Annotated in this window: 17 protein-coding genes and 1 pseudogene; 6 read left to right on the forward strand and 12 right to left on the reverse strand. The window is 66.8% G+C overall.

Annotated features, from left to right (window positions below):
- Positions 1 to 42: 42 nt before the first annotated feature.
- A pseudogene (locus ABRP88_RS04710) lies at positions 43 to 996 on the reverse strand (glyceraldehyde-3-phosphate dehydrogenase); the annotation flags it as partial.
- A gap of 268 nt (positions 997 to 1,264) precedes the next feature.
- On the opposite strand from ABRP88_RS04710, the gene ABRP88_RS04715 reads away from it, so the two are divergent.
- The 6 genes from ABRP88_RS04715 to pth all read left to right on the forward strand — a co-directional run bounded on the left by ABRP88_RS04715 (position 1,265) and on the right by pth (position 4,540).
- Complete coding sequence (locus ABRP88_RS04715; RefSeq protein WP_349836399.1) at positions 1,265 to 1,861, forward strand: hypothetical protein; 597 nt, start codon at positions 1,265 to 1,267, stop codon at positions 1,859 to 1,861.
- On the forward strand, positions 1,854 to 2,591 hold the full coding sequence (locus tag ABRP88_RS04720; RefSeq protein ID WP_284771100.1) for a hypothetical protein: 738 nt from the start codon (positions 1,854 to 1,856) through the stop codon (positions 2,589 to 2,591). The genes ABRP88_RS04715 and ABRP88_RS04720 overlap by 8 nt, the downstream gene beginning before the upstream one ends.
- A gap of 10 nt (positions 2,592 to 2,601) precedes the next feature.
- Positions 2,602 to 2,784: a hypothetical protein gene (locus ABRP88_RS04725; protein WP_349836401.1), complete on the forward strand. Its 183-nt coding sequence runs from the start codon at positions 2,602 to 2,604 to the stop codon at positions 2,782 to 2,784.
- A gap of 50 nt (positions 2,785 to 2,834) precedes the next feature.
- Complete coding sequence (locus ABRP88_RS04730) at positions 2,835 to 3,158, forward strand: hypothetical protein (protein ID WP_349836403.1); 324 nt, start codon at positions 2,835 to 2,837, stop codon at positions 3,156 to 3,158.
- A 234-nt stretch (positions 3,159 to 3,392) separates the two neighbouring features.
- Positions 3,393 to 3,935, forward strand: a complete 543-nt coding sequence (locus tag ABRP88_RS04735; RefSeq protein ID WP_349836405.1) for an FtsK/SpoIIIE domain-containing protein — start codon at positions 3,393 to 3,395, stop codon at positions 3,933 to 3,935.
- Positions 3,932 to 4,540 (forward strand): aminoacyl-tRNA hydrolase, encoded by a 609-nt coding sequence (gene pth, locus ABRP88_RS04740; protein WP_349836521.1) that lies wholly within the window; start codon positions 3,932 to 3,934, stop codon positions 4,538 to 4,540. Before ABRP88_RS04735 ends, pth begins: the two co-directional genes overlap by 4 nt.
- A gap of 227 nt (positions 4,541 to 4,767) precedes the next feature.
- On the opposite strand, the gene ABRP88_RS04745 is transcribed toward pth, so the two are convergent.
- From ABRP88_RS04745 to ABRP88_RS04795, 11 genes are all read right to left on the reverse strand, one after another.
- Entirely contained in the window at positions 4,768 to 6,501 is a 1,734-nt protein-coding gene (locus ABRP88_RS04745; RefSeq protein WP_349836407.1) for an ABC transporter ATP-binding protein, read from the reverse strand.
- Positions 6,498 to 8,276, reverse strand: coding sequence for an ABC transporter ATP-binding protein (locus ABRP88_RS04750; RefSeq protein WP_349836408.1), 1,779 nt, complete (start codon positions 8,274 to 8,276; stop codon positions 6,498 to 6,500). Before ABRP88_RS04750 ends, ABRP88_RS04745 begins: the two co-directional genes overlap by 4 nt.
- A complete protein-coding gene (locus ABRP88_RS04755; protein WP_284785440.1) occupies positions 8,273 to 9,067 on the reverse strand; it encodes a class I SAM-dependent methyltransferase in 795 nt (264 codons plus the stop codon). The genes ABRP88_RS04750 and ABRP88_RS04755 overlap by 4 nt, the downstream gene beginning before the upstream one ends.
- Positions 9,064 to 9,801, reverse strand: a complete 738-nt coding sequence (locus tag ABRP88_RS04760; protein WP_062041717.1) for an ABC transporter permease — start codon at positions 9,799 to 9,801, stop codon at positions 9,064 to 9,066. The genes ABRP88_RS04755 and ABRP88_RS04760 overlap by 4 nt, the downstream gene beginning before the upstream one ends.
- A complete protein-coding gene (locus ABRP88_RS04765) occupies positions 9,798 to 10,550 on the reverse strand; it encodes an ABC transporter permease (protein ID WP_349836409.1) in 753 nt (250 codons plus the stop codon). The genes ABRP88_RS04760 and ABRP88_RS04765 overlap by 4 nt, the downstream gene beginning before the upstream one ends.
- Positions 10,547 to 11,590 (reverse strand): ABC transporter ATP-binding protein, encoded by a 1,044-nt coding sequence (locus ABRP88_RS04770; RefSeq protein ID WP_349836411.1) that lies wholly within the window; start codon positions 11,588 to 11,590, stop codon positions 10,547 to 10,549. Before ABRP88_RS04770 ends, ABRP88_RS04765 begins: the two co-directional genes overlap by 4 nt.
- Entirely contained in the window at positions 11,587 to 12,765 is a 1,179-nt protein-coding gene (locus ABRP88_RS04775) for a saccharopine dehydrogenase family protein (protein ID WP_284783407.1), read from the reverse strand. Before ABRP88_RS04775 ends, ABRP88_RS04770 begins: the two co-directional genes overlap by 4 nt.
- Positions 12,758 to 19,090 carry a non-ribosomal peptide synthetase gene (locus ABRP88_RS04780; RefSeq protein WP_349836413.1) on the reverse strand — a complete coding sequence of 2,111 codons (6,333 nt, stop codon included), beginning with the start codon at positions 19,088 to 19,090 and terminating at the stop codon, positions 12,758 to 12,760. The genes ABRP88_RS04775 and ABRP88_RS04780 overlap by 8 nt, the downstream gene beginning before the upstream one ends.
- 10 nt (positions 19,091 to 19,100) lie before the next feature.
- Complete coding sequence (locus tag ABRP88_RS04785) at positions 19,101 to 20,873, reverse strand: AMP-binding protein (RefSeq protein ID WP_349836415.1); 1,773 nt, start codon at positions 20,871 to 20,873, stop codon at positions 19,101 to 19,103.
- 174 nt (positions 20,874 to 21,047) lie between these two features.
- Positions 21,048 to 23,294 carry an ATP-binding cassette domain-containing protein gene (locus tag ABRP88_RS11450; protein ID WP_502879859.1) on the reverse strand — a complete coding sequence of 749 codons (2,247 nt, stop codon included), beginning with the start codon at positions 23,292 to 23,294 and terminating at the stop codon, positions 21,048 to 21,050.
- Positions 23,295 to 23,401: 107 nt separating this feature from the next.
- Positions 23,402 to 24,043, reverse strand: a complete 642-nt coding sequence (locus ABRP88_RS04795) for an ECF transporter S component (RefSeq protein ID WP_070732999.1) — start codon at positions 24,041 to 24,043, stop codon at positions 23,402 to 23,404.
- Positions 24,044 to 24,081 lie beyond the last annotated feature (38 nt).

Below are 24,081 nucleotides of genomic sequence, written 5' to 3' on the forward strand. Positions count from 1 at the left end.
CTAAGGCCCGCGGGGACTCCGCGGGCCTTAAATTATGCGAGCTTAAAGCTCAGAGGGAGATAAGCGCTTGGGCAGGACCACCGGGCGGGCATTAGAAAGGCCCTCCACCACGCGGATGACCTGGTTGGAGTAGCCAAACTCGTTGTCGTACCAGACATAGAGCACCAAGTGCTTGCCGGAAGCGATGGTGGCGATACCATCAACGATGCCGACATTAGTATTACCCACGAAGTCGCTAGAGACGACCTCTGGGGAGGCAATGTAGGAAATCTGCTGGCGCAGATCCGAATGCAGGGAGACATTGCGCAGGAAGTCATTGACCTCATCGCGGTCGACCTCTTGCTCCAGCTCCAAGTTAAGCACCGCCATAGATACGTCCGGAGTGGGAACGCGGATGGTGTTACCGGTCAGCTTGCCTTCGAACTCAGGCAGTGCCTTAGCCACAGCCTTGGCGGCACCGGTGGCGGCGAGCACCATGTTCAGGCCAGCGGCGCGGCCACGGCGCTCGCCCTTGTGGTAGTTATCAATGAGGTTTTGGTCATTGGTAAACGAGTGCGCGGTTTCCACGTGGCCGTGGGCTACGCCGTAGCGGTCATTGATGACCTTGAGCACTGGGGTGATGTCGTTGGTAGTACAGGAGGCTGCCGACAAAATGCTGTCAGACTCCTCGATAATGCTGTGGTTAATTCCGTAGACGATGTTCTTCACATCGCCCTTGCCCGGCGCGGTGAGCAGAACCTTGGAAACGCCCTTGGACTGCAGGTGCTGTGACAGCCCCTCACGGTCACGCCAGCGGCCGGTGTTGTCGATGACAATCGCATCGTTGAGGTCGTACGCGGTGTAGTCAACAGTAGCCGGGTCATTGGAGTAGATGACCTGGATCGGGGTGCCGTTTGCCCAAATAATGTTGTTTTCGCGGTCAACCGAGATAGTGCCGTCGAATGCACCGGGGACAGAGTCACGGCGCAGCAGCGAAGCACGCTTGACGATGTCGTCGTGGGAGACCAGGAAATTGTTGCCGTCCAGGTGGGTCGTGTGCTGCGGTGGCCTGCCCGCCCGCTGCGCGAGGCGCTGGGGCTGGTGACCGGGAAATGAGCAGGAGCATGAAAAAGAAATTGGGCTACGTCGTCCTCGGCTTCCTGCTGGCCGGTGGCGGCGGAGCCGCTGCGGAAATCGACCCCAGCCAGCTACTCCACCTATTAGGAGGTCTGCTTGTGAGTACACGGGAAAACGTCACAGTGACGCTTAGATTGGAGGTAGCGGCATGAAATCGGTAATCCTCGACGTGCCGCCGTTTCACAGCGACGGCGCGCAAAGAGAGTTCGAAGAATTTTCTTCCACACTTCCCGGCCCGGAGCTAATTACCGCGAAATATGGCGGCGGCCGCCCGCACCCGCGTGATGTGTCGCGTCTAGCGTATGCAGCCTGCACTACACTGGCACTGCTGACCGTGTGGCTGTGGCTGCCGCACGGCACCAGTGGCAGTGGTGAGACGGTGACAGCTAGTCCGACCTCGACAGCCACCTCTACTCCGTCGCCTACGCCGTCCACTACATCGTCGCCGTACGAGCGCGGGCAGAAGCTTGTGGACCACCTCGGCCAAGTCCGCCCCTACCGTCCCGACATATTAAAGGCCTGCTTCCAGTGGGTCGGCACTGGCACCCCGCCCGCTTTCCAAGTGAACTCTGACCCGGACGCGGACACCTACCTGGTGCCCGACGGCTGTGACTCCGGCTGGCGCGAGGAGCTGCCACAGGAAGCGTGGGTATGCGGCGAGGCACTGGACGAGGGGCGCGTGAAGCAGCCCTATGCCACCTATCTCCTCGCCTACACCATGATTTGCGGAGGTAACGATGAATGACGAAACCCGCGCCTTCTACCCAGTAGATAACGACGAGACGACCATCATGCAGCCGCTCGGCGACCCCGACATTGACTTCGCCCCGCCACAGGAGACGGACAACCGCGCCGGGCTGCTCGACAGGCTGGGGCTTCCCCGCCCGCAGTGGAGCCTGCCGCACATCGACACTCCGCGGTGGCTGTGGCAGCCCACCTGGCGCAGGCGGTGGCTCCGCTGGCTCGCCGTGCTCGCCGCGCTGTATCTGGTCTCGGTGCTGCTGCACAATGCTGCTGCCGGGTACACGGCGGTCGCCGCCATTGCCCTGTGGCTCGCCGCATGGTTCAGGGGTCGCCGGTACGAGGTGCGGGTACCGCCACGCAGTGCCGTGACGGTCGTGTTCGACCAGAAGACAGGGCGCGGGCGCTTCGCTGATTTGGACGACGCTTTAGAGGCTGGCGGCCTGGCGAAGACCACCTACGACGAGAATGGCAAGGCTTTCCACACGGGCTGCTGCACCGTGTCGCTGACCCCACTAGCGGAAACTGGCGACGTGGAGGCGCGAGTGTCCGCGCCGTCGCAGTACCGCCTCGCTGACTTGGAAAAGAATGAGGAGCGCATTCGTCGCCGCCTCAATGTGAAAGACCTTTTTGATTTTCATATCGACCAGTCAAACGGCAATTTTGTGTTCACCATGACGACCGCTGACCGGCCGGACGCGGAGGTCGCAACGGAGTCATGGACAAACGTTTAGGAGTAAGAAAATGGCTAAAGATTTTTTCGCCGGACTCGGCGACGACACCCTGCCGCAGGTTCCCGGTGACACGGAGCAAGTAGCAGAGACGGGCACCGTGGACGAGGGTTTTGCGACCCCGCACTTATCAACGAGGCAGTCGCTGACCTCGCCAGCTACCGCGAACGCTACTCACAGCTTGCCCAGCACGTAAAGGGCGGCTCGTTCCATGAGCCGGGGGTCGGCAAGCTGCCCGCTGACTCTGTGCACGAGCTGCTGCGTATCTACGGCGCGGTGTTTTCCCCGCAGCCGTGGCACGAGCACGTGGTGCGGTTTGAGCCGGACAGCGTAGGCCTGACACTGGAACTCGACACCGGCGACGCGGTGGAAGCCCTGCGCTCCGCCGGTTTCTACGACGTAACCGGCAATGGCCTCACGGCGCAGGTCGCGGGTCACGACATGCAAGCCACCCGCGGCTATCAGCTCGTCAAGCGCGACGCGCGCGGCCTCTGGGAGCTGGTGCAGTCCACGACTGCTGGCACACTGGAACCACACCATGCACAAGCTGGGTCTCGCCTACGTCACTAAACGCGCGGACGGGGTGACCTCCTACCTCTGCCCTACTCCGCAGGGGTGGGGTGTGACAGGTGACGGTCGCGGTTACCTGTCAGTGAAAACCCCGCCGACTGTTGGGTTCGACGTTTGGAACCGGACTGTTGAAAAGCTGCGCGGTGTCGTGAAATGCGACGTTGAACTGCGCCGTTTGGCCGCTGACCGAGTGGCAATCGTCACCCCGCCGAGGGCTGCCCGCATGACCCCTGGGTGCCTGGCGCAGACGAGCAACTCCATGTAACTGGCACCGACTCGTTGGAAGAGTTTTGCGCGTCATCTGTTGCCGCGTATCCGCGCCTGGCGTGGGTGCAGGGCCGCACGGCGGACGGCGAAGTGCTGTCGGCTGCTATGGCGCGCTCACCGCACGCACTGGTCGGCGGCGGCACTGGTAGCGGTAAGTCGTTTTGGGCCTCATGGCTGCTGACTAGCTGCGTGCTCGCGGGTGCCGATGCAATGATTACCGACGGTAAAGGTAGCTCGGACTACGTTCCCCTGGTGCAGCACCTACCCAATGTGGTGATGTACACGTCAACCGACGCGGAGCATGTCCGCCTTATCCAGTGGGTGCATGCGGAGATGGAACACCGCTACGCGCAGCAAAAAGCCGCAGCTATCTCGGGCAAGGTGTACGAGCCGCGGCTCCTTGTAGTTTTGTTTGACGAGTACGGGGCGTTTTCAAAGTCAATCAACGTGAAGAGTCACCCGCAGAAAAATCATAAGACCGTGCACGGTGTGCCAAGATTGAACTCATAAACGCCTCCACCACGCCTCTGCTTGTCGTGGGGCTCGGCAACCCTGGGCCCAAATATGAACTCACCCGCCATAACGTCGGACATCTGGTGCTAGATGAACTAGCCAGCCGGACTTCTCCGATGCCTTCGTCGTTTAGCGTGCACAAGAAATCGAATGCTGAGATTGTGCAGACTCGGTTTAAAACCTCCGATGGTGGCGAGCGACAGGTGATTCTGGCTAAGCCCCGGACGTACATGAATCTGTCGGGTGGGCCGGTCGCGGCGCTGGCGAAGTTCTTCAATGTCGCACCTACCGACGTCGTGGTGGTCCACGATGAGCTGGACCTAGACCCGGGTGTGGTGCGCCTTAAGCGCGGCGGGGGCGAGAATGGCCACAATGGCCTGCGTTCGACATCGAAGTCATTGGGCACGAAGGACTACATGCGCGTGCGCATTGGCATTGGTCGTCCTCCGAGCCGCCAGGATCCAGCTGATTATGTGCTGCGCAACTTCAATGCCAAGGAGCGCGAGGAACTCGCTTTCACCCTGCCCACCGCGGCGGAGGCAGTGGAGCTAATCGCCAGCCACGGGCTGGAAATTGCTCAAAACCAGGTGCACGGGCGGTAGTAGCTAGCGGCAAGGCAGCAAAGAGCCCCCTTCCCTCCCAGCTTTCACGGGGGGATGAGGAAGAGGGCTATTTTCGCTTTCTAGGAAGCTTCAGCCTTACAGCTCGTCGGTGTTCGTGCTGCTCGGCGTTTTCGTCGGCGGTTTCGCTCTGCCCACCGAGCGCCTGGCGGTGGGATTCGGGAAGCTGCGGCAGGGCGCCCGTGAGGGCATCGACCAGGTGATGAGGATCAGGCGCCCGAGGAGCTCCCCGTCCGACACGCCCACGACTCGGCGTAGCGGCCGCCCTTCGCCAGCAATTCATCGTGCGTGCCCCGTTCTGCGACCGTCCCGTCCTCCGAAAGCACGACGATGAGGTCGGCATCGCGGACGGTGTGCAGGCGATGGGCGACGACGATCACGGTGCGATCGCCGCGCAACGCCTCCATCGTGCCGACGATCGCCCGCTCAGTGGCCGCATCCAGCGAGGACGTCGGCTCGTCGAGAAGCACCACCGGGGAATCCTTCAGAAGCGCCCGGGCGATGGCGAGGCGCTGCCGCTCGCCTCCCGACAGCAGCGTCCCCTCCTCCCCCACCGGGGTATCCCACCCGGAAGGCAGCAGCTCCACGATGCGGTCCACCCCGGAACGCCGAGCGGCCTCGCGCAAGCGGTCCCCGTCACCGGGCCCGGAACCGAATTCGGGGTCGGCGAAGACCACGTTGTCCCGCACGGACGCGTCGAAAAGGAACGTCTCCTGGAACACCGGGGTCACCAGCGAGTTCACGCCGTCGGTGCCGATCCGAGGCAAGGGCACCCCGCCGATGAGGATCTCCCCCGAGTCCGGATCATGAAAACGCGACAGCAGCCGCATGACCGTCGTCTTGCCCGCCCCCGACGGTCCCACTACAGCAACCAGCGCTCCCTGAGGTGCACGGAAGCTAACGCCGTCGAGAACCTTCTTATCCCCGTACCCGAAGCTCACGCCGCGGAACTCCACGTCATGCCCGTTGGGCAGCTCCGGTGCGGTCGGTTCGGGAAGGGCGGGGATCGCCCGCAGGTCACGCAACGCAGCCAACGTGTTGCGGCCCGCACCGAAACCGCCGGACAACGCTCCCGCCGTGGTGATCGGTCCGGTGAACTGGACGACCACGATGAGCATTGGCGCCAACTGCGCCGGCGCCATCCCGCCCGTCGCAGCGACTGCTACGGCGACGATTACCGCCGCCGTGAACACCGCATGGACGACCGAACTCAACCGTCCGATGGCCGCCCCCTGCGTCGACGTCGCCTTCGCGAACGTATCGTGTTGGGCCCGGATCGCCTCATCCACCATCGCGTCCGCCGCCGAACCGTCGCTCGCGGCGCGAATCGCCTGCTGGCAGCGGGTGAACTCGATCAGCCTGCCGGAGACGGCAGCGACGGCGTCAGCATGCGCTTCGTCCGACTCCCCGCCGACCCGGCCAATGGCCCGGTAGGCGAAGAAGAGCACCGGCGCCGACGCGACGAGAACCAAACCGACGCGCCAATCCACCGCCAGAATTCCGAAGGCGATGACGGTCGGCGCAACCACCGCGGCGATGACGGGCCGCAGGATCACGTGCGGCACGGACGCCGCGAACGCGATACCCGACGACGCCATCTCCGAAAAGCGGCCGGCCGTGGACTTGGTGACGTACCCGAGTGGCAACGTCAGCACGCGTTTGCCCAGGGAACGCAGCAGGGACGACAGCACCGCTGCGGAATTCGCCCTGCCGACCGTCCCCGCGGCGAGGGACAGCACCGCATGGGCGACCGCGAGGCCGGCGATGACGCCGGTGAAACGCCACGCCGTCACATCATCTCCCTCGGCCAGAGCCGACAGCAGCGGCAGCAGCGCGACGAACGCCGCTCCCTGGGCCAGCGAGGCAAGCGCGGCCAACGCAATGAGCCACGCCAGCGTCATTCTCGAGCGCCGATCCGTCATCGACCACAAGTCTCGAATCATCGGTTCCCCGCCTTTTCATCGTCTGATTCAGTGCCCCGCGGAGCGGATGGTTCGTCGTCGAGCGCGAACGCGCGCCACAAATCCCGGTAGCGGCCACCGCGCGCAAGCAACTCGTCGTGGGTACCCGCCTCCGCGACCGCTCCCCCATCGAGAACGAGGATGCGGTCGGCGTTGCGGATCGTGCTCAACCTGTGCGCGATCACAATCACCGTCCGCGAACGGGCCAAACGCTCGATTGCGGACTGGATGAGGACCTCGGAAGCCGGATCCGCATAAGCGGTTGCCTCATCGAAGATGAGCACCGGCGCGTCCGTGACGATCGACCTCGCGATGGCCACGCGCTGCGCCTCACCGCCGGAAAAGGTCACGTCGACGTTGACCACCGAATCCAGACGCTTCGGCAGCGCCGCGATGACCGCATCGAGGTTCGCGAGCTTCGCGGCCGCCATGATTTCGCCGTCGGTGGCGTCTCTCCTGGCTAGCCGGATGTTCTCCCGCAACGGCAGCGTGAGCAACTGCGGATCTTGGAACACCACCGACACCGAGCGGTGCACGTCGCGCACGGCGATGTCGCGAAGATCGGCGCCGCCCAGCAGCACCGAGCCTTCAACGGGGTCGTGGAAACGCGCCAACAGCCGGGCGACGGTGGACTTTCCGGAACCGGAGGACCCCACCAGCGCAGTGAGGGTCCCCGGTTCGAACGTCGCGGACATCCCGTCGAGGACCCGCGGCCCATCGCCGTAGGAGAAGACCAGGTTCCGGACCTCGAGCGCGCCTCCGCGCACGGGCACCGGATCGGCGGGCACGGCGATTGGCGGCGTGCCCAGCACCTCCGCGATGGACTTCAGGGCGGCAATCCCCGCGATGATGGGTTCGGAGTTCATGGCCACCCGCACGATCGCCGCGGAGAGTCCAAGGCTGAGAACCAGCCCGGCGACGAGACCCTCCGGTATGCCGCCCGCGGCGTCCCTCAGAGCGAGGCCGGCCCAGCACACCACTGCGAGGACTGTGATCGGGGACGTCACCACGTCGATGAACCCGAGATAGATGTTCGACTGCCGGGACCAGGCGGACCACGCGCGGACGAACGACAACGCCGCGGCATCGTAGCGACCCGCGCCCTGGTTGGCGCGTCCGAAGGACTTCATCACCGGGATACCGCGCACCAACTCGATGACCGCGGCCGTCACTCCTTCGGAGGCTCGCTCGTAGTCGCGCTGAAGACCGGCTCCGCGCGAAATCATCACGCCCATCAGGGCGAAGGTGACCAGCACCGGGACGATCGCCACCGCCGCGATCCGCCAATCCACCGCGACGAGCGCGATGAGGGAAAGCAGGGGAACCAGCACCGCCACCACGGTCTCACCGACGGTGTGGCCCATGAGCTGGTGGACAGCCGCGACGTCCTTCTCAACCGACCCGATGATTCCCGACGAGCGCCGGGCGTCCAGCCAGCCCAGCGGCAACTTCCGGATTTGGGCGACCAGCCGGCGCCGGAGGTGGAGCTGCAGGTCGTTATCCGCCCGGTGCGAGAGCATGCCGGCGGCGCCGTCCGCGGCCATGCGCACCGTTGCGGCGACGACGATGACAGCCACGGCCAACCACGTCCGATGCTCCGGGGCCTCCGGGTACGTCATCGCGATGTCGATGATGCCGACCAGCGAAGCGACGGTAGCCACCGACGACAGGACGGATAACGCGACCACCGCACGCATCCGCGTCCGGATCGGGGCGAGCAGCGACCACGGGCCTACGGTCCCGTCCACGGCGCTCACTTGCCCGCCTCCCCGATCGCGCTTTTCTTCGTGAGAGTGCAGAAGTACACCATGCCGGCGTGTGAGGCTCCGCCCAGCTTCAGCCCGTTGGCTTCGGCGAGGTCCTCGAGCTCGCTGCCCCGGAACACCCGGTGGCCCATCTTCGCCATGACGGCCATGTCGACCCGCTCGTTCACGTCGGGATCCTCGGCGAACGTCTGCACGTAAGCGATGCCGCCGTCGGCGAGCAGACCGGCGACCCTGCCGAGCGCGGCACCCGCATCCTTCATTTGGTGGAGCGCGCCGCACACCCAGATTTCATCGGTCCTGCCGGGCTCTCCCGCGAGCGGCGCGAGGACGTCGGCGACGTGGAATTCCGTCCGGGCCCCGAGCCTTTCGACGGCGGCGCGTTCGCGGGCGATGCGGATCGCATTGGGCGACAGGTCGTAGCCGACGATGTTCGCCCTGCGATAGCGAGGCTCGGCGGCGAGCATGCGGGCGAGCCACCCGGTTCCGCAACCGAGGTCGAGAACCCGGGCCGGCGCATCCGGCCCGGGATCCAGCGCACGGAGCTTCCGATACACGGCGGCGGCGTCCATCGGTTCACGCGCATAGCGGCTGAGGAACCTCGGCTGGACCTTGTCCTCGTAGGCCGCGAGGAGTCTGCGGTTGTTCTGGACGATCTGGGCAATCGACTTCATCTGGTTCTGTCTCCGGGGTGTGTGGGCCGCGTCCACGCGGCGGTTTCGGGTTAGGTGCTCGGGTTCGCGGGCCGTCGTCGGCGGCGCCGCCCCCGTGGACGTGCCCGTCATGCAGACTCCCCCGGCCTCGTTTTCACGGCGATGCCCCACGCCGCGAGCACGGCGATGCCTAAGAACCAGGCCGCGCAGACCACCAGACCCGCAGCCCCGGTGCCGTTGACGGCCTCGCCTGCCGCGGATACGGGGGTGTGCCCGGCGATTCCGCGCAGGAGGGGACGGAAGTGGTCGGCGGGCATGAGCACCGTGTTGACGAACATCGCAACGATGATTAACGGGATGAGGGCCACGGAACCCTGGGGGCTGGTGATGGAGAACGCGATGTACGTGCCGGTGCATGCGGCCGCCGCGGCAACCATCGCCCCGGTCACCGCGATCCTCCACCACCAGGACACCTCCGGGGGGCCGTCGGAAAGCAAGGCGGCCACCGCCGCGACGACGGCCGTCATCGCCATGATCCGGATGAACTCGGCAATGATCCGTGCGGCTGGCACGGCCGCGTACGGTGACGGCATGGTGATTAACCGCTCGTGGAAGCCATTGCTGCGTTCAACGAACACGGTGGACGATCCCGTGATGGCCAGGATGAACGCCCACGCCGTCACGACCAGGATGACCGCGTTCCGGAGTTCGAACTCTCCGGTGAGCTGCCTGACCAGGCCACCGAACATACGGTTGACGATGAACAGGTACACGAGCGGAGCAATGAACGTCATGAACCAGAAGTCGGGGCGCCGCAGCCAAATGTGGGCGATGCGCCGCAGATGCACGAAGATGGCGCCGATCATGATTCGCTCCTCGAGGTGAACCGGCGGATGAACAGGACGATTCCGGCGACCACCGCGACACCGAGCCACAGGGCTGCCTCTTCCCCGGCGCTATCCGGGAAGGCGTCCGGGGACGCCGCCCTGATCACCTCGATCATCGGCGAAAACGGCATGTGACGTACGACGTCGCGCAGGTAGCCGTCCAAAGCGGTCGCCGGAATGAACGCGGTGGAGAACATGAGCAGCAGCATTTCCAGCGCCTGGATCGATGAGGCCGTCGACACCGGGGCGGGCACCATCAGGATCACCCCGTCCGTGACCAGGGACAGGACCGCCGCGGCGAGCAGCGACCACAGGACAGTCCACGCGACGTCACCGACAGCCATGTCGAGGCCGCAGGCCCACGCGACGACCAGCAGCGCCGCGATCGACGCGGACATCCGCAGCACATCGGTGGCGAGCCTGCCGGCGACATAGCCGCCTGTGGCCCCGGGCAACACGCGCACGCGGTCAACGAGCCCGGATTCGACGTCCTGTCCCACCGCCATCGCCGACGCCGCGGCGGTGAACATCGCCGCCTGGAACAGGCAGCCGCCGAGCACGAAACGCAGGTACCCGAAGCCGGATTGCCCCGCCGAGTATCCAAACACCGCGTACAGGCACAGCAGGAAGAGGGGCGGAACTACGAACATGGAGATCAGCGACGCGGTGTTGCGTCGCAACAGCAGCAGATCCCGACGGAGAAACGCCGCGACCGACGTCGCACTCATCGCGCCGCACCCCCCGCGTTCATCGATATGAACACCTCGTTGAGGGTGGGTGACGACACGCTCAGCGAATCCGGCGACGCTTCCGAGGCCTCCATCGCCTGCGCCGCCGCCTCGAGGACCCGCGGTCCGGGGTCGACGTCGAGGGACACCGACTTCCCCGCGACGCGGGCGCCGTCTAGGCACGTTCCCCCGAGGCAGCAGGCGAACGCCTCCGCCTCGGCGGCGGTCGCGAAGGACACGCGGAGCACGTGCGACCCGAAGTCGCGGCGCAATTCCTCCGGCGTTCCGCTGGCGACGATGCGGCGATCCTTGAGCAGATGGACGTGGTCGGCCAGCGCCTCCGCCTCTTCCAGGTACTGGGTGGTCAGCACCAGGGTCATTCCGTCGTCGCGCAGTTGCCGGATGAAGCCCCACAGCTCTTCGCGGCTGACAGGGTCCAGCCCCGTTGTGGGTTCGTCGAGGAACAGCAGCCTGGGCACGACGCACAGCGACGCGGCGATGTCGAGACGGCGCCGCATGCCACCCGAATAGGCCGACGCCAGCGTCGAGGCACTGTCCGCGAGCGAGAATTGCGCGAGCAGTTCCGTCGCGCGGGCGGCCGCGGCGGCGCGGTCGAGCCCGCGCAGCCGCCCGAAGAACTCCAGGTTCTCCCGGCCGGTGAGGTTCTCGTCGATCGCCGCGAATTGGCCGGTGGTGGCAATGTCGGCGCGCACGCCCGCCGGGTCCTCTTTCACATCGCGCGAGAAGATGCTCACCTCGCCGGAGTCGGCGGTGATGAGCGTCGACAGGATTCGGATGAGGGTGGTCTTGCCTGCACCGTTGTGGCCGAGGAACGACACGATCGCCCCGGCGGGCACGGTAAAACTCACGCCGTCGAGCACATGCTTGCGCATCCGGGCGCCGCGCTTTCCCTTGCGCCCGCCGTCCGGCGGGGCACCTGCCCCGCCTTCGGGCGGGGTGCCCGCATTGCCCGCAATCGGGTAGCTCTTCGTGAGGTCGCGGACGACGATCGCCGCACCTCGTTCAGCTTGATCCGTCATCGTTTCCCCTTTTCTTTGGTATCGCAGTGGGCCGCTGTCGGCAGCGGCCCCGTGGTCGGGTTGTCATGCGGCACCTCGATATGGATGCCCGCATCGCGGGCGAAGGCGAGGACCGGTTCGAGGAGCCGGGGGTGGCCGACGAGATCCCGGCACCCCGGCGCGACCGGCTTCCCCGCGACCGCCACAACGGTGGCGGCAGCAATCGCCGCGGTCATTTTGTAGGAACCCGGGCCGGTCGCCCGGACGACGGTCGTCTCGGCCGTCGGCCCCGCATCGCCCGCGCCGGCGGACGACAGTGCGACGACCAGCTCGGCGGGTTGCGGAGTGCCCTTCACCCGCGCCTTCCGCGATGTCACGGCCGCCCCGAGACGGGCGAGCAGACCGGAGACAACGGGCATCGCGTACAGTCTCGACGTGCAGATCTTCTCCACCGACTCATCGGGGAGAGCATCGAAGGCGACGTGGTAGGAATAGCCGCGGATCGAGGGGCACACCTCGCGTACGACGTCGATGTCCGGGCATTCATAGCCGATTCCGCTTTGCGACGACACCGGGTTGCGCCGCACTTCGACAATGGCGCCGCCGAGCATTGCGCGGTATCCGCCGCGAATGGTCCGGAACATCGACTCGACCGACGCGGCCCCGGATTCCTGGTCGGCGCCGATTCGCAGATCGACCCGCACATCGCGGACCTCTTCGACCCCCGCAGCGCGGGCCCCGAGAATCAACAGTGCCGTCGACAAGCCTGGGCACAGGCCGAACCCGGTGAGCACGGGAACCCCCTCCCGCCGGGCATCCCCGTCGAGAGCCATGATTGCGCGGCGGGCGTCGATCGAATCGTTGACGTCGATGTACCCGGTACCTGAGTCGATGCAAGCACGGGCGAGTGAGTCTGCGTGCACCTCGAACGGGCCGGTGCAGTTGACCACCCAATCGTGTTTTCGGAAGACCCTGCAGATCTCGTTGTGGCCGGCGGCGATCCTCAGCGGGAAGTGCCGCCCCGGGCCATCGTCTGGCTTCTGCCGGGAAGTGTAGGCCAGCTCAATCCCGTCGACGACGCCGAGCATCCCCCGGACGAGCCGTCCGGTGACGCCGGTACCTCCGGCCACCAGCACTTTCACGGGTTCGCCCGCGTCGCGGTCCCGTGCTTCCCCGCCGTTTCGTCGGTCAGTCATTTTCCATCTCGTTTCCCCGGTCCCGCGACCGGTCGATTCCTTCGGACGACGGGTCCGCTGCCCTGTCGTCCGTTTCCGGCGCCCGGCGCCGGCGTTCGATGTACTCCCCGATGAGGGCCCCGGTCAACGCGGCATCCTCTCCGAGGACGAACGAATAGTGGTTTCCCGCGACGCCGGCGACGCAGAGGTCATCGACGAGGTGGTCCCGCCACTGGTCGTGGTTGTGAGTCTCGCCGTCATCGGGGAGAACGAACAGCGCCTCCCTCACCCGCCCCCCGGGCCGGTACCGGGTGCGGGCATCGATGAGCGAGCGCAGCGAGTTGAACTCCGTCGCCGTCACCCGGTCGCCGGAAAGCCCAAGGTCCTCCAGGAGCGTCGGTGCGACCGCTGCGGCCAGGGCACGCAAACGGGCCCCCCGTTCCCCGTCGGTCTCGTCGACCCCGCCGAACTCCGCCCAGAGGCGGGCAACCGGCGTTCCGTGCGGGAGATCGGCAATCGAGGGCACCACCCGGGACAGCAGCCCCTTTTCGGATTCCGCGCCGAAATCCCCGACGTCGACCGCGATCCCCGGAGCCAGGCTGTCGAGAAACACCAGCGCGGGATCAAGATCGGCCAAACGGAGCACCATCTCGGCCGCGATGGTGCCGCCGAGGCTCCATCCGACGATCGCCGGGGCGGCACCGTCGACGAGCACCTCGCGGACCCGGCCCGAGTAGTGGGCCGCGATGTCGCCGATGCCGATGGCGTGGGGGAATGGTCTCTCGAACTCCGCGAAGCCGACGCCCCACACCTGCCCGCCACCGGGGATCGCGAGGGCCAGGTCTCGGTAGATGTCGACGGTGCCGAATCCGCCGTGGACGAGGAAGATCGGGCGCGCCTCATCGCCGCTGCGCAATAGGACCAGCGAATGGTCCGCGGCCGACGCGCCGGGGTCATCCACGTCCCGCCGGTCGGTCGGCGTGGCCGTCGACTGGCCGACGAGCTCGGCCACGCCACGTGGCGTCGGCTTGGCCAGCGCTTCCGCGAGCGGTACCGACGCCCCGGTGATGTCCTGGATCCGCTGCATCAGATTCACGAATCCCAGGGAGTCGTAGCCGAGGAGGAACAGGTCGTCGTCCGCGCCGGCTTCAGCGCCGCCTAGGTCGGCCCGGACCATCCCGGTGATGACCGTCAGGTATTCGCGAACTCGGCCCATCAGGTCCCCGGATGCGATCCTCGAGATCGAGCCCGACCTGTCGCGCTCCGCCGATGACGCACCCGCGACGCCGTCGCCGATCGCCCCACCGCTGGAAGAAGTGCCCCCGACCGCCAGGCGCAGGCGCCGAACCTGGCCGACGCTCAGCGGCGCCGCTTCGGGGCAGCCCCCGGCGAAGCCCGACACCGACCTGATGTAGTGGTCGAAGATGTCCTCCACCAGTTCCGGTTCCAGGATCTGCTCGACGAAATCCCAGGCGACGTTGATACGCCCGCCGACCTCCATCACTTGGTTGTCCAACAGCACCTGCGGGGTCTGGGAGATGGCGTAATCGACGTCACCCAGGACGTGGGCATCCCTACCCGAGCCATCGCCTGCCGCGGAACCCTCGCCGAACAGCAACGAGGTGTACACGAACGGCGCGATGGCCTGTCCGACGGGCAGACCCCGGTGGCGCGCGATGGCGCCGAGCAACGACACCCCGGAGTACCCGGCCGCCATGTGCCCGAGCAGCCGGTCTCGCAGTTCCGCCGTCCACCAACGGAGGTCATAGTCGGCGGCCGCTTTCACCGGCATCAGAATGACGCCGGTGAAATCACCGAAGACGCCGGCGAAGTCGGCGATTTCGGGATCACGGTTGTACGTGGTGATGTTGATGCCGACCGAATCCCCCCTCGACCACAGCGACAGGCTCGTCGCATAGCAGGCGAGAAGCAGTGCGGACACGCTGCCGTCGGCGGCGCTGGCCCGTTCCCGCAACAGTGCGGTTTCCTCAGCGGTGAACGTGTGCGACAGGCGACGCATCCGCGGCACATCCACGTCCGCGGCCGCACCGATTGATGGAAGGGTGTTGCCGGGCGGGAAGTCCTCGACCACCGTCCGAGTCAACGTCTCATCGCCGCGCCCGACCGCCGAAGCCTCCCGGCGCTTCATCTCCAAGACGTACGTGCGGTAGTCGCCGGTGACGGGCGGAAGCTCCGTTCCCCGGTACAGCTTGTCCAGGTCGTCGATGAAAATCCGTTGGCTCGCCCCGTCTCCGATGATCATGTCCACGCTGAAGAACAGGCGGTGCCGCCCGTCCGGGAGCGCGAACGCCGACAGATGAAACAAGGGCCAGCTGCCCAGATCGAATACCTGGTGGCTCAGCTCATCGCGCTTGCGCCGCACCGCCTCGACCACGGTCGCCTCATCGGCGGCCCGGTAGTCGGCGACGGCAATGCGGTAGCGCGGAACCTCCGGCAGAATCCGCTGCGTGGCTTGTGCGGTGAACACGACGCGCAGCATCGGATGCCTGCGGATGAGGTTGTCGAGGGCGTCCTCCAGGCGGTCGATGTCGGTACCGGGTTCGGTGACGGATTCGATGTAGTAGTGCTCGGTGACGCCGCCCAGCTCGAACCCGGAGTTCCGGCCGACGTAGTAGGCCTTCTGCATGTCGGTCAGGGGGAACGGCGCGTGGGGGTCGTCCCCGAATTGTTCCACCGGATCCTTCCCGTGGGCACTCGCGGAGGATTCTCGGGCACCTCCTGCGGCTGAACCGGCACCGCCGGCACAATCGAGGGAAGACACTGCCTCGGCGACGGCTCCAGACTCGGCACCGGACTCCCGCATGGCCTCCGAGACAAGGCCGGCGATGTGCGCGATGGTCGGGTCGGCTATGACGTCGCGGAAACGGAGCCGGACGCCCGTCTTCTGCCGGATCGCGCGCATCATAACCTGGAATTGCAGAGAATCGCCGCCGCGGCGGAAGAAGGACTCTCCCGCGCCGCACGCCGGATCCGCCCCACTCGTCGACGGGGCTTCCCCGAGGATCTCGTCGAAGACTCCGGACACCAACTCGATCGCCCCGGGGGCGGCGACGGAACCAGCCGCGCCCGCGGCTCCGGCCTCCGCCCCGGCGACCTCGCCATCGGCCGTTGCCCCGCCGCCCGCGGCACCGACGTGCCTACGAATTTCCTCCTGATCCAGTTTCCCGTTGACGGTGACGGGCAGGTGCGCCACGGGCAGCAGGACCGTCGGTACCATGTACGCTGGCAAGCAGCGGGCGAGCTCGGCCCGGACGGCATCCCGCGAGCCGGTCATGTCGTCCGCCGGAACGTAAAGGCACGCCAGGAGTCCCCGACCGCCCGATTCGACGACCGCCGCCATCGACGCGGTCACCAGGCCGGACCGCTCGAGGACCGATTCGATTTCTCCGAGTTCGACGCGGAAGCCCGCGATTTTCACCTGACGATCGCGGCGGCCGAGAAATTCCACGAAACCCTCCGCGTTGAAGATGCCCACGTCTCCGGTCCGGTAGCAGCGCCCGATGCCTGGGACATCCCCGAAGGCGGCAGCGGTCCGCTCCGGATCGGCCGCATACCCCTGCGCGACGCCGAGACCGCTGATGTGGATTTCCCCCGGCACGCCGACGGGGCAATGCACCCCGTCGGGCGCGAGCACGTGGATGCCCTGGTTCGCCAGCGGGTACCCGTAGGGAATGCGGTTTTCCAGGCTGTCGCGTTGCAGCGGGCAGTGGATGGACCAAATGCTTCCTTCGGTCGCACCGCCGAGGCTATTGATCGACGCGTTCGGGAACATGTCCATGGCGCGCGCCGGAAGCCCCGCTGCGATGCGATCGCCGCTGAGCAATACGGTGCGCACATCCGGGAACACGTCGTCGTCCGCCGCCCGGACCAGGGCGAGCTCCAAAAGGGCGGGCGCGGAGTTCCACAGCGTGACCCGCTCTTCCCGCAAGACGTCGAGGATTTCATCGGCGTCGCGCTCGTCTCTGACCATCGTCACCGTCGCGCCTGCCGCGAACGCCCCGAACACGTCGTAGACCGACAGGTCGAATCCCAGCGACGATAATCCGATGATGCGATCGGCGGAGGTGACCCCATACCGCCGGTTCACGTCGAGGATGGTGTTGATGCAGTTGCGGTGACTGATTCGCACACCCTTTGGCCGGCCCGTCGTCCCCGAGGTGAAGATTACGTAGGCAAGGTCGTCAGGGGCAGTGCCAAGCGAAGGGTGCGCACCCGCGCTGCCCGCGCGGTCGCAGACTTCCGCGGCTGCGGGCTTGCCGACGCCCGCCACTCCGCTTTGGTCCAGTTCATCGATCACGCCGGTGTCCAGAATCGGGCCCGACGCACCTGAGGCTTCCACGACGTATTCCTGTCGCTGGGCCGGCATGCCCGCGTCGACGGGGACGAATGCGGCTCCCGCACGCAATGCGCCGACCATGTTAACGATGTCGTCGGGATGCTTGGTGTAGCGCACGATCACCGCGTCCCCCGCCCCGACGCCGGAATCTGAGAGATGGCGGGCGATGCGTCCGGCCCGGGCCCAGACCTCGGCGTAGGTGTACGAGATGCCCCGGGCGGCGAGGCGCACGGCCGGCGCGTCCGGAGTCGCCGCGTATGCGGCTTCGACAAGCGAAACCAGGGTGTCATCGTGGATCGGGCCCGCAGCGTCGTTGTAGCGGGCGACGGCCCCCTCCGTCTCCGCATGACGGATGGGCAGAGCCTCTCCCCCCTCCGCCACCACGTCCAGGGCCTCCGCAACGACCCCGAACATCGCATCTGCCGCAGGGAAGTAATCGTCGACCACGTCCCACGACAACGTCATCCCGCCCGATGCCGGCATCACTTGGATGTCGAGGCACACCTGCGCGGTTTGCGTGTAGATGCGTTCGATGACCGGGCTGCGCCCGCTGCCCCGCTCGCCGCCGAGGTAGCTGGTGAACACCACCGGAGCAGTGGCCTGGGTCTGATTGGCCGCGTCCCGGAGGAATCGCTGTAGCACCTCCACACCGGAAACGCCGCGGTGGGACAGCCCTTCACGGATGTCCAGGTCGATCGCCTCCGCCAACCCGTCGATGGCCGCGGCTCTCCCGGCGTCGACGCCGATGAGCATCGATGAAGTGAAATCTCCCATCACCCTCGTGCCCGCGGCGAGGCCGCTGCGTTCGCTGACAGTCACGTTGACCGTCAACGCCGATTCGGGCAGCCACCTGCAGACGACGGCGGCGTTGACGGCCATTACCAGCGACGACAGGGTAACTCCAATGCGGCGGGCCCGTTCGCCGAGCTTGGCGGTGATCTCCGCGTCGAGCACCGTGCCCAAGCGCCGGGTCGACCAATCGTCGTCACCCCTCACGGCCGCCGGGAACTCCGGGCGCCGCGGCAGATCTGCGGCCTTCTTCTCCCAATAGGCGAGGTCCTCGGCCCGTTTCCCTTCGCGCCGGCGCGCAGAGATTGCCGCCAGGGCATCCCCATATTTGGAAGCCGGAGCCGGCGGCTCCCCGGCCAGCAGAGATTCGAGCTCGTCGAAGAACAGGTACACCGAACCCGCATCCATGACGATCATGTTGAAGTAGATGAACATCCTGCACCCGCCCGCATCTGCGAGCAGCCTCGCGGCGACCATGGGACCGTCCTCGTTCGACGATCGCGCCGCGGTTCGCATGTCCCGACGGCTCTCCCCCACCGCCGCGTCGACATCGTCGCCGGACCCGACTACCTCGACGGTGGCGAGGCACGCGCCGGTCGGGCTCAAGACCCCGGCATCGACGTCGAGCCGATGGAACAGTACGTCGTGACGCCCGAAGACCACCCGCACGGCCTCCTCCACCTGCGGCAACGAATAGTCGTGCCGGGATTCCGCGTAAATGTACGTCGCTTGGCCGCCAAGCTCGATGTCCTCGTCCGCGCCGAGCAGGTAGGCGGTCTGGATTGGATTGAGCGGGACCGCATCCGCGGGACCGGCCCCATTTTTGCCGGCACAGCCGTCATCCGACTCACCCGTCGCTACAGCGGGGTCGGCCCCGGCAGCGGCGCCTGCGGCAGATCCGGCATCAGCGCCACCCCGGGCGGCGTCGATGACGGCCGCCAAATCAGCGACCGTGACCCCGGGGTCCATCGCCGCGTAATCGATGGTCACCCCGTACTCGTCCTCCAGCGCCAGCAGCATCTGGAGGAAAGTCAGGGAGTTCGGGATGTGGTCGCGGAGTTTCACGTCCGCCGAATCCAGGTGCACGCCGATGGCGTCGGCGATGGACTCCGACAGCTGTTCGGGGGCGACTCGGTCCCCGGTGCGAGCTCCTCCCACGGCGGTAGATGCGACGGCCGGCGCGATCGTTTCATTGGTCATCGTCATCTCCTCAGAGCAAAGCCTCGAGCTTGCGACGGAGCTTCTTGCCGTTCGACGCGACGGGCAGCTCGTCGACCCACAGAACCCGGGAGACGGGCACCCCGGCGACGCGCATCAGTTCGGTCGTCGCGGACCGGGCCACCGCCTGTTCAGAGATCGGAGGTTCATCCCCGTCCGATCGCCCGGCACCGGTCGCATCGTCGGCCTTACGATCGGTCGGGGTCCGCCTGGCCAAGAACACGGCGATCTCCTCTTCGCCCGTGGCTGGGTTGCTCCGGCCGAGAACGGCAACATCGCGGTCAAGCGCATTCTCCAGCACGGCTTCCAAATCAGCCGAATAGTAGTTCCGGCCGTTGACGAAGATGATGTCCTTCTTCCGGCCGAGGACGAACAACTCGCCGTCGCGGAGAATGCCCATGTCCCCCGTTGCGAACGCCCCGTCATCGGTGAGCTCGTGCTCCACGATCCCCTCTGCTGTGATCGCGGCTCGGGTCATCGGAGCGCCGGCGATGTGGATTTCACCGACGGTGCCGTCGCCGAGGACCCCGCCCCCGTCATCGCGGATGGTCAACGAGATCCCCGGGACGGCCTTGCCCAAGGCGACGAACTCAGCTCCGGACTCGCTCTCGATGTCCTCGAAACGCTGCCCCGTGGCGATGCCCGTCCGGTCAAGTCGCACCGTGGACAGACCCGAGTAGATGTCCCGGGTCGTAACCAGGAGGCAAGCTTCGGACATTCCGTAGGCGGAGGTCAGGGCATCCTCCCGGAGGCCCATGGCGGACATCGCCGCGAGGAACTTCCGGGCCAATGGAGCGTCGATGGGTTCAGAACCGCTCATCAGCTTCTGGACGTTGGAGAAGTCGTAACCGTGGTCATCCCCGAGGGGCCGGCGCTCGAGATGGCGCAGGAAATGCTTGAACGCGAAGTTCGGGCACACTGTCACCGTCGGCTGGTGCCTGGTCACGGCCTCGAACCACCTCGGGGGATCGGCGACCACCTCGGAAACCGGCAGCAACACCTGGTCGTACCCACGAAAAAGGGCGTAGACGTGGAAACCGATCAGCGAAAGGTTGTGGGTCAAAGGCAGCCACGTGAGCATCTTGTTCTCGTACCGGTGCGCGTGGCGTGGGATCGTCGCGCGCAGACCGTTCAGCACGGACTCGTTGGTTACGATGACGCCCTTTGGCGATCCCGTGGAGCCGGACGAAAACTGGATGAGGGCTTCGCCGGCCGTCCCACCTCGCACCGGGAACGCAGGGACCGCCCCGTCGCCATCCCCGGAATCCACGTCCCCCGCCTGGGAGAAGTCCGATTCAGCATCACCCGGCATCGCCGCACCCGGATCCGCGGCAGCGTCATTGACGATGGACACGTCGAGCAGCCGGTCCTCGCCCACGACCACGGCACCGTTTGCGCCGGTGAGCAGCGTGTGACTGCGTTCGTCGACCAGGATCGGGGCCCCGGGCATCATGTCCGAGAGCGTCCGCACCCTGTCGACGTCAACCGGGCCCGACACCGGCGGCGCAAGCGCCGGAACCGCGCCGGCGTAGACGCAGCCCCAGAACGCCCGGATGAGCCCGCGGTTCTCCGAAACTTGGAAGATCACGCGATCACCGGGGCCGATGCCGGCTTCAGCCAACCGAGTCGCAGCCGCCACCGCCTCCGCGTGGACCCGGCCATACGGGACGAAGACGTCCCGCCGATTCTCGACGAAGGTGATCCCCTTTTTCGTCTCATCGGCCTTGTCCCGAAGCACGTCGCTGATGGTCCGGATCGTGTTCATTGGTACCTCTTTCGGTTGTCGGCGCCATGCCGGTGCCGGGCGGACCGGGCCCGCATGGCGTGACCCGGAGGATGTGTCTGAAGGGTTGAAAGGGTGAAGCAACTGGGTGGGGCGCGTCTCCGCACAAGCTCGGAAACGCTCGGGGGCCCGGGACCCGCCGGTTCCGGGTGCCCGTCAAGTCACTGCGGACACCAGGGCGGCGACGAAGGCCGCGGCGGACGCTGCGGCCGCGAACCCGTCACGCACTCGCCAGGGGTGATCGGTGCGGAAGGTGCGCCGCGGATGACGGCCGAAGTTGCGCATCGCCAGGGTCATGGACAGCTTTTCGGCGCAGCGCACAGCGCTGACGAACAAGGGAAAGGCGATGCACGCGGGCGTCGTCGCGCGAATGAAGCCGGAGCGGAAAGACTGCCCCGGTCGCATCGAGCGCAATCTAATCGCCCATGTCAGATGGGGGATTTCGCTGCGCAGGAACGCCGCGATGCTCACCCCGGAAATCGCTATGGTGCACCATGTGTAGGGAACCCGGAGGCGTTGCACCATGGCGTCGAAAAGCTCCTCGACGCGCATGCACGCGGAGACCAGGACCGTCCCCGCGAACACGGCCGTCAGCAGCAGTCCGTGATGGATGCCGTGGCGGACGGCCTCCGCCGGATCCCCACCGCCGTAGAACTCGGAGCGCCACCCGAGCAGGCCGAAGAACACCCCGATCAACAGGACGAGGAGGACCTTCCCCGCCGTCGCCCGAACGTCGCGTTCCGCGATCGCAGCGAGTGCGAGGAACGCAACCCCCGTCAGCGCGAGAACGGCGTCTCCGCCGGAGAGCAGCCCGGCGACGAGAACGAGCATCACCGCCGCGACGATCGTGATGGCGTTCAACCCCGCGCGCCTCCGAGCGTCGGATTCACCGGTCCAGGGGCTTTCGTCCCCGGACGTCCGTGCGCCGGCCGCGGGCAGTGCGCGATCCCGCCGGGACGACTCCGGGGCAGCCGGCACGTCGGTCGCGGGACCGGACCAGGCGACCTTCCCTTCGGCGACGATGCTCGCCCGATCCGCCCACGTTCGCGCGACACGGCGGTCGTGGCACGTGAACACAACGGTTCCGCCGGCCCCAGCGTATTCCGCCAGCGCATCCAGCACGATGCGCGAGCTCGGCGAATCCAGGTGCGCCAACGGCTCGTCGAGAAGCAGCAAACGGCGATTGGCCGCCACCGCCAGGAAGATGCCCAACCGTCTTTTCTGTCCGCCCGACAGGACGAACGGCGAGACGGGGTCAAGTGCCCGGGGGCACAGGGTTTCCCGCAGTTTCCGCAGCTCATCGGCGCCGAGTGGCCCGTGCGGGTCCGTGCCGGCCAGCGCGGAGTCGATTTCTGCGGCGACGGTCGCGCGGGTGAACTGGTGCTCGGGGTTCTGGAACGCCCACGACGCGAAGGCGTCGGGGGCGCGCCGGGCTGGCTCGCCGTCGATCCGGAGGTCCGCTCCCGCCTTCATCTGGCCCGACAGCACCGCCAGCAAGGTGGACTTACCGGCTCCGTTGGTGCCGACCAGGGCATGGATCTCGCCCCGTTCCAGTGTCAGATCGGCCCCATTCAGGATCCGCTCCCTGCCCCGGGCCACATGGGCTCCGGTCAAGGCCAGCAGTGGAACGGCGTCCGCCTCCGATTCCGGATCGGCGCCATCCCCGGCTCCCCGGGGCCTTCGCCGCCGGTCCGGACTGAGACGGTCCGGTGCCCCCGTGCCCGGCGTACTGGCGTCCGGCGCTCCGGCGGTCGCGGCCGACGTCGCAATGCCCTTCACCCCGATGCCCTCCGGCGCTCCGTGCGCGGCGACGCTCCCGTCCGCATCGAGGATTGTCACCGTATCGACCCACCCGTCGAACGGGCGGAGGTCGTGCTCGATGAGCAGGATGACGCGACCCGGGGCCCGCAAATCACGGATGGCGGCGAACAGCGACCGGCGACCGTCCTCGTCGACGTGGGCCGCGGGCTCGTCGAAGATCATGACCTCCGGCGCCCTGGCCACCGCACCGGCGATGGCCATCCGCTGGCGTTGCCCACCCGACAAAGCCCACGGATCCTTCTCCGCGAGCTCTGACAGCCCGAGCTCCGATAGGGCCTCGGCTGATCGCTTGGCGACGATGCCGGCTTCCACGAGGGAAAACTCGAGGGCCATGGACACGTCATCGACGACTCGGAGCGTGAGCACCTGCGTCGCCGGGTCTTGCCCGACGAAGGTGACCCGATCCCCGTCCACGGGGCGTTCGGTGCCGTCGGCATCGACGATGTGCACGAATCCGGCATGGTCGATGGGGATGTGCGAGGGGATCAGTCCAGCGATAAGGTGGGCCAGGCTCGTCTTTCCGCATCCCACGGGTCCCGTGATGGCGTTGATCGTGCCGAAATCGAAGGAGAGATCCACCATGTCGGGTGCCCATCGCCCATCGGCATGCCGCACGCCCGCGCCACTAACCCGTAACCGGGCCGGGGCCGTCCCGCGTGTCGCACCGGCGCACGCGGGTGCTCCGGCGGTCACCGGGTGACCCCGCGGCTGCGAAGCCCCTTTGCGACGGCAAAGCCCAGGACCAAAAACACCAGGCTCGATGCCAAGGCTACGGCGAAGCTGATCAGGGCCATGGGCGTGGTCAGCGAGTCGACGCCGACTGCGCGCGGGGCCATCGTTCCCATCAGCGCGGAGAACAACATCGCCGATGCCACGAACTGGGGACGCGTCCACCGCCGGTACAGGGTGACCATGAACGGAAGCTCGATGAGCAATCCTTCCACAATCAGCGCCCCGATTGCGGCGACGCCGAATGGGGTGGTCGCCGCGGACACGACGCCCATGGCAAGGCATGCGATGAGGCTCGCGCCAGGCTTGCGGACGACGATGAGGGGAACAACGCACTGCAGGAACCACAACCCGAGCGTCGCCGCGACGAGATAAACGTGGGCGATGCCGGCGAACACCTGCAGGTAAGTCAGGGGCACGATGATGAGAGACCCCGCGACGCCAATCGCGGCGGCGACGAGCATGTCGCGGGTGGATGGTCGGCCACCCGCTGCGACCGGTGCGACGTGCACCAACCGTCCGTCATCCGTCTGCGACGCCACCGCGTCCCCGGCTCCCCCTCCGGAGAGGGGTTCTCCGGTCGATCCACGTTTTCCGTTCATCGTCACCGCCTCGCTTCCGTTGCCGATTCCCGATCGGG

This window comes from Corynebacterium sp. KPL2734, assembly GCF_040225595.1.
GTDB classification, from domain to species: Bacteria; Actinomycetota; Actinomycetes; order Mycobacteriales; family Mycobacteriaceae; genus Corynebacterium; species Corynebacterium rhinophilum.